Source organism: Streptomyces sp. WAC04114, from assembly GCF_019733245.1.
GTDB lineage: Bacteria > Actinomycetota > Actinomycetes > Streptomycetales > Streptomycetaceae > Streptomyces > Streptomyces massasporeus_A.
Map to the genome: position 1 here is coordinate 22,805 of NZ_JAIGQA010000068.1, position 12,417 is coordinate 35,221.

8 protein-coding genes and 1 pseudogene are annotated in these 12,417 nt (G+C 69.8%); 5 read left to right on the forward strand and 4 right to left on the reverse strand.

Features of this window, described 5'->3' with window-relative positions:
• Nucleotides 1-21: 21 nt before the first annotated feature.
• Together K4G64_RS19390 and K4G64_RS19395 are read right to left on the reverse strand one after the other, a co-directional pair.
• Nucleotides 22-816, reverse strand: coding sequence for an MIP/aquaporin family protein (locus K4G64_RS19390; protein WP_221757283.1), 795 nt, complete (start codon nucleotides 814-816; stop codon nucleotides 22-24).
• Nucleotides 817-1,076: 260 nt separating this feature from the next.
• Nucleotides 1,077-1,841, reverse strand: coding sequence for an IclR family transcriptional regulator (locus tag K4G64_RS19395; protein ID WP_221757284.1), 765 nt, complete (start codon nucleotides 1,839-1,841; stop codon nucleotides 1,077-1,079).
• Nucleotides 1,842-2,144: 303 nt separating this feature from the next.
• Here K4G64_RS19395 and metH point away from each other — a divergent pair, with 303 nt between their 5' ends.
• The 4 genes from metH to K4G64_RS19415 all read left to right on the forward strand — a co-directional run bounded on the left by metH (nucleotide 2,145) and on the right by K4G64_RS19415 (nucleotide 10,209).
• Complete coding sequence (metH, locus tag K4G64_RS19400) at nucleotides 2,145-5,660, forward strand: methionine synthase (RefSeq protein WP_221757285.1); 3,516 nt, start codon at nucleotides 2,145-2,147, stop codon at nucleotides 5,658-5,660.
• A gap of 142 nt (nucleotides 5,661-5,802) precedes the next feature.
• Nucleotides 5,803-6,504 (forward strand): HAD family phosphatase, encoded by a 702-nt coding sequence (locus K4G64_RS19405; protein WP_221757286.1) that lies wholly within the window; start codon nucleotides 5,803-5,805, stop codon nucleotides 6,502-6,504.
• 408 nt (nucleotides 6,505-6,912) lie between these two features.
• Complete coding sequence (locus K4G64_RS19410; protein WP_221757287.1) at nucleotides 6,913-8,517, forward strand: ABC transporter substrate-binding protein; 1,605 nt, start codon at nucleotides 6,913-6,915, stop codon at nucleotides 8,515-8,517.
• Between the two features lie 108 nt (nucleotides 8,518-8,625).
• A complete protein-coding gene (locus K4G64_RS19415; protein ID WP_221757288.1) occupies nucleotides 8,626-10,209 on the forward strand; it encodes an ABC transporter substrate-binding protein in 1,584 nt (527 codons plus the stop codon).
• Nucleotides 10,210-10,277: 68 nt separating this feature from the next.
• Here K4G64_RS19415 and K4G64_RS19420 read toward each other — a convergent pair whose 3' ends face one another.
• Both K4G64_RS19420 and K4G64_RS19425 read right to left on the reverse strand, forming a co-directional pair.
• Nucleotides 10,278-10,949 (reverse strand): response regulator transcription factor, encoded by a 672-nt coding sequence (locus K4G64_RS19420; protein WP_097215673.1) that lies wholly within the window; start codon nucleotides 10,947-10,949, stop codon nucleotides 10,278-10,280.
• A gap of 54 nt (nucleotides 10,950-11,003) precedes the next feature.
• On the reverse strand, nucleotides 11,004-12,029 hold the full coding sequence (locus tag K4G64_RS19425) for a RecB family exonuclease (protein ID WP_308122424.1): 1,026 nt from the start codon (nucleotides 12,027-12,029) through the stop codon (nucleotides 11,004-11,006).
• 187 nt (nucleotides 12,030-12,216) lie between these two features.
• Here K4G64_RS19425 and K4G64_RS19430 point away from each other — a divergent pair.
• Nucleotides 12,217-12,417 (forward strand): annotated as a pseudogene (locus K4G64_RS19430) (peptidase); the annotation flags it as partial.

The window sequence follows — 12,417 nt, forward strand, 5'->3', positions numbered from 1 at the left end:
CCGCAGAGGAGGAAATCGCTCCTAGGCGAATGCGACGTTGTAGATGCCTGCCGCGATGGCGCCGCCGATCAGCGGACCCACCACGGGGACCCAGGCGTAGCCCCAGTCGGAGCCACCCTTGTTGGGGAGCGGCAGCAGGGCGTGCACGATGCGCGGACCGAGGTCGCGGGCCGGGTTGATCGCGTACCCCGTCGGGCCGCCGAGGGACAGACCGATGGAGACCACGACGAGCGCGGTGATCAGGGCGCCCAGGTTGCCCAGGCCGTTGCCCTTGTCGTTCAGGCCCTGGGTGAGCACGGCCAGCACCAGCACGATGGTGCCGATGACCTCCGTGGCGATGTTCTGCCAGGCGACACGGACCTCGGGGCCGGTGGAGAAGACGCCCAGCACGGGGCCGGCGCCCTTCTCCTGGGCCTCGACGGCCTTGACCGCGGTGTCCTGAGCACCCGGGCCGCCGACGATCTCGCGGTCGGTGAGGTGCGCGTGGAACTGACCGTAGTAAGCGACCCAGACCAGAGCGGCACCGATCATGGCGCCGAGGATCTGTCCGGCGAAGTAGACCGGGACGTTCTTCCAGTCGCCGTCCTTGATGGCGATGGCCAGCGTCACGGCCGGGTTCAGATGGGCGCCGGACAGCGGCGCCGAGGTGTAGACCGCCGTGAGCACCGCGAAGCCCCACCCGAAGGTGATGGCGAGCCAGCCGGCGTTACGAGCCTTGGAGGCCTTCAGCGTGACGGCGGCACAGACGCCGCCGCCGAGGAGGATGAGTATGGCGGTACCGATGGTCTCGCCGATGAAGATGTCGGAGCTGGACACCCGCGACTCCTTTGTCTTACGTCCAGGGAAGTTCGATACCGGCCTGGCGTTGTCACTCTAGCGCGTATTGCCGGTAGCTGTTCGACAATGTCGACCGATGGACGGGAGTCTTGCTTCGGCGTTACGAGCACGTCAAGAGCTGTGTTGTCGAAAATACGATCGTTACTGATCGCTGCGGTCCCAGGGATCTTCGCCGCAGGTGAGCGCGGGCATGCCGAGGACCGGAACGCCCTACGGCGCCCCGGTCCGCTCGTGTGCTGTCAGAACCGCCCGGCGCCCAGGTCCCGGGAGACCGCGCGGGCGCAGTCCCGCACCGCCGCGACCAGCTCCGGCCGCAGCTCGCCGTCCCGGCACAGCCGTTCCACGGCGCCGGTGATGCCGACCGAACCGACCGGCATGCGCCGCCGGTCGTGGATGGGGGCGGCGAGGGAGGCCACGCCCTCCCAGGTCTCCTCCACGTCCGCCGCGTACCCCCGCGCGCGGGTGACGTCGAGGATGTGCTCGAAGTCCTCCGGCTCGCACACGGTACGGTCGGTGAACGCCTTGCGGTCGGCCTCCAGCGCCTCGCTGTGCGCCACCGGGTCGTAGGCGGACAGCACCTTGCCCAGGGCCGTGGAGTGCAGTGGCTGCATGGCGCCGATCTCCAGCACCTGCCGGCTGTCGTCGGGCCGGAAGACGTGGTGCACGATCAGCACGCCCTGCTGGTGCAGGACGCCCAGGTAGACGCTCTCGCCGCTGGAACGGGCCAGGTCGTCGGTCCACACCAGGGCGCGCGCACGCAACTCGTGCACATCGAGGTAGGTGGTGCCCAGGCGCAGCAGCTCGGCGCCCAGCTGGTAGCGCCCGGAGACGTCGTCCTGCTCCACGAAGCCCTCCTGCTGGAGGGTGCGCAGGATGCCGTGGGCGGTGCCTTTGGCCAGGCCCAGCGACGAGGCGATGTCCGACAGGCCGAGCCGCCGCTCGCCGCCCGCGAGCAGCCGCAGCATCGCGGCCGCCCGCTCGAGCGACTGGATGTTCCGTGCCATCGCCGTACTGCCTCCGTCCCCTTCGACCGCCGACAAGCGGCACCACAGCCGTCGTTCGGCAATGTCGAACACTACCGGTCGTGGTCGACCTCCCGCTAATGGCAGGTCGCCATTTTTGAGCCACCGGTGGCCGATACGCCGTCCCGGCGGCCGATCCGGCGCCACCGGAGTCCGCCCCGTGGACGTGCTGCCCATCCAAGCCCACTCCCGGTTACGCTGGCGCGGTGCGCCCATCCCGGATGCCCTCCGGCTGTCCGGGAAGCCGCAAAGCCGACAGCCGTCGCATCCGAGGGAGCCCTTTTCATGGCCTCGTTGCCGCCGACCCCTTCCGCAGACAGCCGGACCCGTGTGTCCGCGCTCCGAGAAGCCCTGGCCACCCGTGTGGTCGTGGCAGACGGAGCGATGGGCACCATGCTCCAGGCGCAGGACCCCACGCTCGATGACTTCGAGAATCTCGAGGGTTGCAACGAGATCCTCAACCTGACGCGCCCGGACATCGTCCGTTCGGTCCATTCCGCCTACTTCGATGTGGGTGTGGACTGCGTGGAGACCAACACCTTCGGCGCCAACCTCACCGCCCTCGGCGAGTACGACATCCCCGAACGCGTCACCGAGCTGTCCGAGGCCGGTGCCCGGATCGCGCGCGAGGTGGCCGACGAGTTCACCCGCAGCACCGGGCAGCAGCGCTGGGTGCTCGGCTCGATGGGACCCGGCACCAAGCTGCCCACCCTCGGCCACACCACCTTCGGCGCCATCCGGGACGCCTACCAGCAGAACGCCGAGGGCCTGCTCGCCGGCGGCGCCGACGCGCTGCTCGTGGAGACCACCCAGGACCTGCTCCAGACCAAGGCGTCCGTCATCGCCGCCCGCCGGGCCATGGAGGCCACCGGCCAGTCCGTACCGCTGATCGTCTCCGTCACCGTCGAGACGACCGGGACCATGCTGCTCGGCTCCGAGATCGGCGCGGCCCTGACCGCGCTGGAGCCGCTCGGCATCGACATGATCGGCCTGAACTGCGCCACGGGCCCGGCCGAGATGAGCGAGCACCTGCGCTTCCTGTCCCGGCACTCGCGCATCCCGCTGTCCTGCATGCCCAACGCGGGCCTGCCGGTGCTGACCAAGGACGGCGCCCACTACCCGCTGACCGCGCCCGAGCTGGCCGAGGCGCAGGGCACCTTCGTCCGCGACTACGGCCTCTCCCTCGTCGGAGGCTGCTGCGGCACCACCCCGGAACACCTGCGGCAGCTGGTCGAGCGCGTCCGGGACACCGCCCCGACCGAGCGCGCCCCGCAGCCCGAGCCGGGCGCGGCCTCCCTCTACCAGTCCGTGCCGTTCCGGCAGGACACCTCCTACCTGGCCATCGGCGAGCGCACCAACGCCAACGGTTCGAAGAAGTTCCGCGAAGCCATGCTGGAGGGCCGCTGGGACGACTGCGTGGAGATGGCCCGCGACCAGATCCGCGAGGGCGCGCACATGCTCGACCTGTGCGTGGACTACGTCGGCCGCGACGGCGTCGCCGACATGGAGGAGCTGGCCGGCCGCTTCGCCACCGCCTCCACCCTGCCGATCGTGCTGGACTCCACCGAGGTCGACGTCATCCGGGCCGGCCTGGAGAAGCTCGGCGGCCGCGCGGTGATCAACTCGGTGAACTACGAGGACGGCGACGGCCCCGAGTCCCGCTTCGCCAAGGTCACGGCCCTCGCCCAGGAGCACGGCGCCGCCCTCATCGCGCTCACCATCGACGAGGAGGGCCAGGCCCGCACCGCCGAGAAGAAGGTCGAGATCGCCGAACGGCTCATCGATGACCTGACCGGCAACTGGGGCATCCACGAGGAGGACATCCTCGTCGACTGCCTGACCTTCACCATCTGCACCGGCCAGGAGGAGTCCCGGGGGGACGGCATCGCCACCATCGAGGGCATCCGCGAGCTCAAGCGGCGCCACCCGAAGGTGCAGACCACGCTCGGCCTGTCCAACATCTCCTTCGGCCTCAACCCGGCCGCCCGCATCCTGCTGAACTCCGTCTTCCTCGACGAGTGCGTCAAGGCGGGCCTGGACTCGGCGATCGTGCACGCGTCGAAGATCCTGCCGATCGCCCGCTTCAGCGAGGAGGAGGTCCAGACCGCCCTGGACCTCATCCACGACCGCCGCGCCGAGGGCTACGACCCGCTGCAGAAGCTCATGGAGCTCTTCGAGGGCGCCACCGCCAAGTCACTCAAGGCCGGCAAGGCCGAGGAACTGGCCGCCCTGCCGCTGGACGAGCGTCTGAAGCGGCGCATCATCGACGGCGAGAAGAACGGCCTCGAGGCGGACCTCGACGAGGCTCTCCGGGAGCGGCCCGCGCTCGACATCGTCAACGAGACCCTGCTGGACGGCATGAAGGTCGTCGGCGAACTGTTCGGCTCCGGCCAGATGCAGCTGCCGTTCGTCCTGCAGTCCGCCGAGGTCATGAAGACGGCCGTCGCCCACCTCGAACCCCACATGGAGAAGACCGACGAGGCCGGCAAGGGCACCATCGTCCTCGCCACCGTGCGCGGCGACGTGCACGACATCGGCAAGAACCTCGTCGACATCATCCTGTCCAACAACGGCTACAACGTCGTCAACCTCGGCATCAAGCAGCCGGTCTCCGCGATCCTGGAAGCCGCCGAGGAGCACAAGGCCGACGTCATCGGCATGTCCGGTCTCCTGGTCAAGTCCACCGTGATCATGAAGGAGAACCTGGAGGAGCTCAACCAGCGCGGCCTGGCCTCCGGCTACCCGGTCATCCTCGGCGGCGCCGCCCTCACCCGCGCCTACGTCGAGCAGGACCTGCACGAGATCTACGAGGGCGAGGTCCGCTACGCCCGCGACGCCTTCGAGGGCCTGCGCCTGATGGACGCCCTGATCGGTGTCAAGCGCGGCGTGCCCGGCGCGAAGCTCCCCGAGCTCAAGCAGCGCCGGGTCAGGGCCGCGGCCCCGGCCGCCACCGAGGAGCGTCCCGAGGAGGGGCACGTCCGCTCCGACGTCGCCACCGACAACCCCGTCCCCGAACCCCCCTTCCGCGGCACCCGCGTGATCAAGGGCATCCAGCTCAAGGAGTACGCGAGCTGGCTCGACGAGGACGCCCTCTTCAAGGGCCAGTGGGGTCTGAAGCAGGCCCGCACCGGCGAGGGCCCCTCCTACGAGGAACTCGTCGAGAGCGAGGGCCGGCCCCGGCTGCGCGGCCTGCTGGACCGGCTCCAGACGGAGAACATGCTGGAGGCGGCCGTGGTCTACGGCTACTTCCCGTGCGTCTCCAAGGACGACGACCTGATCATCCTGGACGAGCAGGGCAACGAACGCACCCGCTTCACCTTCCCCCGCCAGCGCCGCGGCCGCCGCCTGTGCCTGGCCGACTTCTTCCGCCCGGAGGAGTCCGGCGAGACCGACGTCGTCGGCCTCCAGGTCGTCACCGTCGGCTCGCGCATCGGCGAGGAGACCGCGCGGCTCTTCGAGGCCAACGCCTACCGCGACTACCTCGAACTGCACGGCCTGTCCGTGCAGTTGGCCGAGGCACTCGCCGAGTACTGGCACGCGCGCGTGCGCTCCGAGCTGGGCTTCGCCGGCGAGGACCCCGACGAGATGCAGGGCATGTTCGAGCTGAAGTACCGGGGCGCCCGCTTCTCCCTCGGCTACGGCGCCTGCCCCAACCTGGAGGACCGGGCCAAGATCGCCGACCTGCTCGAACCGGGGCGCATCGGCGTCGAGCTGTCCGAGGAGTTCCAGCTGCACCCCGAGCAGTCCACGGACGCGATCGTGATCCACCACCCGGAGGCGAAGTACTTCAACGCCCGCTGAGCCTCAGCGCCCGCTGTGCCTCTCACCGGGCACACGGGCCAAAAGAGGCGCTTCGAGCGCGCACGACGTAGACTGGTCGGTCCACCGCAGGCCGGTTCCCCTCGTGGGAGCCGGCCTGAACGTCCCTCAAGGAGGTACGTGGATGACCAGTACGGTCCCCGCGCTCGGAACACGCACAGCCGAAGGATCGGCCCTCCAGGCCGTGCTCCTCGACATGGACGGCACCCTGGTGGACACCGAGGGCTTCTGGTGGGACGTCGAGGTAGAGGTCTTCGCCTCCCTCGGCCACACGCTCGACGACTCCTGGCGGCACGTCGTGGTCGGCGGTCCCATGACCCGCAGCGCGGGCTTCCTCATCGAGGCCACCGGCGCCGACATCCCCCTCGACGAGCTCACCGTGCTCCTGAACAACGGCTTCGAGGCCCGCATCGACCGCGCCCTGCCGCTCATGCCGGGCGCCGGACGGCTGCTCGCCGAGCTGTACGAGTACGAGATCCCCACCGCCCTCGTCTCCGCCTCCCACCGGCGCATCATCGACCGGGTGCTGACCTCGCTCGGCGCCCACCACTTCAGCCTGACGGTGGCCGGCGACGAGGTGCCGCGCACCAAGCCGCACCCCGACCCGTACCTGACCGCAGCCTCCGGGCTCGGCGCGGACCCGGCCCGGTGCGCCGTCATCGAGGACACCGCGACAGGGGTCGCCGCCGCCGAGGCCGCAGGCTGCCATGTCGTGGCCGTGCCCTCCGTGGCCCCCATCGCCCCGGCCCTGCGCCGCACGGTCGTGACCTCCCTCGAAGAGGTCGACCTGACATTTCTGCACGGGCTGATGACGGAAATGCGCTAGGCGTTCACCCAGCGTGCAGCGGTGTTAGGGCGCAATTTCCGAGGCGAATTCGAACCCCCACGGACGATCGAATTCCCGTACCCTCGAACCCGTTTACGCGTGTGACGTTCCCCACGCGGTCCGGGCTCGACAGTCGATCCGGCGTGTGCTGCACACCCCCTCCGGAGGGCCCTGGGCGTGCCCTTGTGTCCCGATTGATGGAACGCTGTACCAAAGCTTCCACTGTCGGGCCTTCGGTCTGTCCACGTCCGGTTCCGCAGCGTGATGGGTGCTCAACTCCGGTGGCTGCGAACCCTCCTGCCGGCCCCGACTAATCTCGTCGCGAGAACCTCGCCCCACCCCCGTGATCCGCTGCGCCACCCCTGCATGCCGGGTACACGGAGTCGACAGCTCTGGAGAAACTCGAGCATGAACCGCAAGACTTTGGTGCTGCCGGCCGTGATCGGCCTGCTCGCGCCGGTGCTCGCCGCCTGCGGCGGGTCCGACAGCGGGAGCGGCGACAGCGGCGCGATCGTCGTCGGCACCACGGACCGGTTCACCGCCTCGAAGGACGCCCCCGCGCCCCTCGACCCCGCCTACGCCTACGACGTCGGCACCTGGAACATCCTGCGCCAGACCGTGCAGACCCTGATGATCCAGCCGCGCGGCGAGGGCGAGCCCGTACCGGAGGCCGCCGAGCGGTGCGGCTTCACCGACACCGGCAACGAGCGCTACGCCTGCACGCTGCGCGACGGCCTGACGTTCTCCAACGGCAACGCTGTCACGGCGGCCGACGTGAAGTACTCCATCGACCGCGCCCGGTCCCTCAAGGCCGACAGCGGCGTGTTCGCGCTGCTGTCCACCATCGACACCGTCGAGACGCAGGGCGACCGCGAGGTCATCTTCCACCTGAAGACCGCCGACGCGACGTTCCCGTACAAACTGTCGACCCCGGTCGCCGGCATCGTCGACCCCGAGGACTACCCGAAGAACAAGCTGCGCGACGGCTTCGACCTGGAGGGCTCCGGCCCGTACACCCTCAAGGCCGACGTCGAGGACGGCGAGCTGGTCAAGGCCGAGTTCACCAAGAACCCCGAGTACAAGGGGACCATCAAGGTGAACAACGACAAGGTCGACATGGTCTCCTTCAAGGACGCCGACGCCATGGGCGAGGCGCTGGACAAGGGCGACATCGACCTGATGGCCCGCGCCATGTCGCCGGATCAGATCCGCAAGCTCTCCGGCGACGCGGACACCGACGTCGACCTCGTCGAGATGCCGGGCCTCGAGATCCGCTACCTGGGCTTCAACACCGACGCCCCGACGGTGAAGTCCAAGGCCGTGCGCCAGGCCATGGCCCAGATCGTCAACCGCAGCGCACTGATCTCCAAGGTCTACGGCTCCCAGGCCGAGCCGCTGTACTCGCTGGTCCCGGCCAGCGTCACCGGCCACTCCAACTCGTTCTTCAACAAGTACGGCGAGCCGAACGTCAGCAAGGCCCGTTCCCTCCTCAACCAGGCGAACATCACCACGCCCGTGAAGCTGACGCTGCACTACACCACCGACCACTACGGCCCGGCCACCAAGAAGGAGTTCGAGGTCCTGCGCGAGCAGCTGAACTCCAGCGGCCTGTTCGACGTGGACATCAAGGGCACCCCCTGGGACACGTTCCGCCCGGCCGAGAAGAAGGGCGAGTACGACGTCTACGGCATGGGCTGGTTCCCGGACTTCCCGGACGCCGACAACTTCCTCGCGCCGTTCCTCGACGCGGACAACACCCTCGGCTCGCCGTACGGCAACAGCCGGATCCGCAACACCCTGATCCCGGAATCCCGCCGTGAGGCGGACCGGCTGTCCGCCTCCTCAAGCCTGACGGACATTCAGGACATCGTCGCCGGCGACGTGCCGGTGCTGCCGCTGTGGCAGGGCAAGCAGTACGTCGCCGCTCGCGACGACGTCACGGGTACCGCCTACGCGCTCAACTCCGCCTCGACGCTCCAGCTGTGGGAGCTCGGGCGGGGCGTGAGCGGCTGACGCACCCGCTGGATCCCCGGGGCCTGTGACCGCGGCCCCTGGGGAGCCGTGCCCCGGAGCCAGAGACATGCTCCGGGAGTTCTCGAGAACCGACGACAAGGCACACACGTGAAGATACGCAACCAGTGGCCGGTCCTGCCCATCGTGGCTGGCCTCGCCTCCGGACTGCTGACCGGCTGTGGCACGGAGAGTGGAGATTCCGCGGGGGACGGCTCCAACGTGGTGGTGGGGATGTCCGACGACGTCCTGGCCACGGACCCGGCCTCCGGCTACGACCCCGGCTCCTGGCTGTTGTTCAACAACGTCTTCCAGTCCCTGCTGAGTTTCCCCAAGGGCGCCACGGAACCGCAGCCGGAGGCCGCGGAGAGCTGCGCGTTCACGGACACGCAGACCACGGTCTACAAGTGCACGCTCAAGGACGGCCTCAAGTTCAGCAACGGTGACGCGCTCACCTCCGAGGACGTCAAGTTCTCCTTCGACCGCATGCTGAAGATCAACGACCCCGACGGGCCCGCGATCATGTTCCCCATGCTGGACAAGGTCGAGACGCCGGACGACAAGACGGTCGTCTTCCGCCTCAACACGGCCGACGCCACCTTCCCGAGCAAGATCGCCTCCGGCGCCGGCTCCATCGTCCACCACGGCGAGTACGACGCGGACGGGCTCCGCAAGGACGGCGAGGCGGTCGGCTCCGGCCCCTACCAGCTCGACTCGTTCGACGACGGCCAGGCGGTCTTCTCCGTCAACGAGAACTACAAGGGCACCGCCGAGGTGAACAACACCGGCGTGACGCTCAAGTTCTTCGACGGCGACCAGACGGCCCTGAAGCAGGCCATCCAGAACGGGGACGTCGACATCGCCTACCGCGGTCTCACCGCGGGCGACATCGCCGACACCGAGAAGGCCGACGACGGCACCGGCGTCGAGGTCGTCGAGGGCAGCAGCGCCGAAGTCCAGCACCTGGTGTTCAACATGGACGACCCGGTCGCCGGCAAACTCGGCGTCCGCAAGGCCATCGCCCACCTGCTCGACCGCGAAGCCCTCATCAAGGACGTCTACCAGGGCACCGCCACCCCGCTGTACTCGATCATCCCGGCCGGTATCGCGGGCCACAACACGGCCTTCTTCGACACCTACGGCGCCCGCCCGTCCAAGGCGAAGGCCCAGGCCGCGCTGCGCGAGGACGGCATCACCGGCAAGGTGAAGCTGACCCTCTGGTCGACCCCCTCCCGCTACGGCCCCGCGACCGACCAGGAGCTGAACGCCATCGCCGGCCAGCTCAACGCCAGCGGCCTGTTCGACGCCGACGTCAAGTCCGTCTCCTTCGGCCAGTACGAGAAGGACATCGCCGCCGGCAAGTACGGCGTCTACGTGAAGGGCTGGGTGCCGGACTACCCGGACGCCGACAACTTCACGGCCCCCTTCTTCGGCAAGGGCAACGTGCTGAGCAACAACTACGACAACGGCACGATCACCGGTTCGCTCATCCCGCGCACCGCCGCCCTCACCAACCGGGCCGCCACGGACAAGGAGTTCGGGGAGCTGCAGGACATCGTCGCCGACGAACTCCCCGTCCTGCCGGTGTGGCAGGCCAAGCAGTACGCGGTCGTCCGCGACGGCGTCTACGGCCTGGAGTACTGCCTCGACGCGTCGACGGTCTTCCGCTTCTGGGAGCTCAGCAAGGACGCCTGACGCACCGACGTGAAGAGGGCGCCCCCCGCTCGGCGGGGGGCGCCCTCACGCATGTCGGCTCGCGGCCGCTACTGCGCGCCGGGGCGCACCAGCCCACTCTCGTACGCGTACACCGCCGCCTGGACGCGGTCGCGCAGGCCCAGCTTGGTCAGCACATGCCCGACGTGCGTCTTGACGGTGGTCTCGCTGACGAACAGGTCGGCGGCGATCTCCGCGTTGGACAGCCCGCGCGCCACCAGCTTCAGCACCTCGACCTCGCGGTCGGTGAGCGTGTGCAGCGTGTCCGGCACCGGCTCCTCACCGGAAGGCAGATGCGTGGCGTACTTGTCGAGCAGCCGGCGCGTGATGCTCGGCGCGAGCATCGCCTCGCCCGAGGCCACGACCCGGATCGCCTGCACCAGCTCGTTGGCCGGGGCGTCCTTCAGCAGGAAGCCGCTGGCGCCGGCGCGCAGCGCCTCCACCACGTACTCGTCGAGGTCGAAGGTCGTCAGCACCAGCACCTTCGCCGGGCCGTCCCGCCCGGGGCCGGTGATCTGCCGGGTCGCCTCCACACCGTCCATCCGCGGCATGCGGATGTCCATCAGAACCACATCGGGCTGAAGCGCACGCACCTGGTCGAGTGCCTGCAGTCCGTCACCGGCCTCCCCGACGACCGCGATGTCCTGCTCGGCCTCCAGGATCATCCGGAAGCCGGTACGGAGCAGCGGCTGGTCGTCGACCAGTAGGACGCGGATGGCCACGTAAGTCTCCTTCGCTAGTCCGGCCCCATTCTGCCCTGCGCGGGCCCGCCCGACTCAGCCGCCCTCACCCGGCGCCGGCTGCACCGGCAGCTCCGCCGCGCGGACCGGCAGCGGATAGGGCGGGGGAGTGCCGCCGAACTCCGGGCAGTGGGCCTGGTGGTCGCACCAGCCGCACAGCTTCGTGGGGCGCGGCCGCCAGTCACCCGTCTCGGTGGCCAGCCGGATCGCCTCCCACAGCGCCAGCAGCTTGCGCTCGACCCGCTCCAGGTCGGCGAGGACCGGGTCGTACGTCAACACCTGGCCGCTGCCGAGGTAGACCAGCTGGAGCCGCCTGGGGATCACGTTCTTCAGCCGCCACACCACCAGGGCGTAGAACTTCATCTGGAACAGGGCGCCCTCGGAGTACTCGGGCCGGGGCGCCTTGCCCGTCTTGTAGTCGACGATCCGGACCTCGCCCGTGGGAGCCACATCGACCCGGTCGATGATGCCGCGCAGCCGCAGCCCGGACTCCAGCTCCGTCTCGACGAACAGCTCCCGCTCGGCCGGCTCCAGACGGCTGGGGTCCTCCAGGGTGAACCAGCGCTCGACGAGCTGCTCGGCCTCGCCCAGCCAGCGCGCCAGCCGCTCGCCCTCAGGATCGTCGGCGAACAGCTCCACGACCTCGGGCCGGGTCTCGCGCAGCCGGTCCCACTGGCCGGGGATCAGCGACTTCGCCCGCGGCGGTGTGCGCTCGGCGGCCGGGGCGTCGAAGAGCCGCTCCAGGACCGCGTGCACCAGCGTGCCCCTGGTCGCCGCCTCGCTCGGCTTCTCCGGCAGCCGGTCGATGACCCGGAAGCGGTAGAGCAACGGGCACTGCATGAAGTCACTCGCACGCGAGGGGGACAGCGAGGCGGGCGCTATGGCGGTGCTCCCGGTCACGAGGTCGCTCACGGCGGCGGTCTCGGCCGCCGCCTCCGCCGCCGTCTGCGCGTCCGCCGCCGTCTCCATTGCCGTCTCCGCGGGCCCGGCCGGGACCGGCGGTTCCTCCGCCGCGGCCCGGCCGCTGTCGGGCCGCGGCGCGCCCTCGGTGCTCGTCTCCATGCCCCAGACCATACGGCTCACCACTGACAGTGACCCAGCCGTGTTCCGCGGGGGAAGCCGGGAGAGGAAGTCGACGTACGGGAAACACAGGGGTGCCGAGGCGGAACGCACCGCGACGGACGCATACCATCGACTCGAGACCTCCCGACCGGCAGGCGCGGGAGACGCTTCGATCGAGGGGAAACCGGTGGACGAGAGCGGCGGGCGCGGGCGGCCGCGGTCCGGCAACGACGAGTCGGCCGAGCGCCACGCGGGGCCTGCGGCCCGGGCCGGCGAGCCGACCCCCGCCGACGAACAGCCCACGGACGAGCGCCCCTTCACCCCTGAAGAGCCCACCCCGGCACCGGAGCCGAACGGCCCGGCCACGCCCGCCGACACACAGGCGACC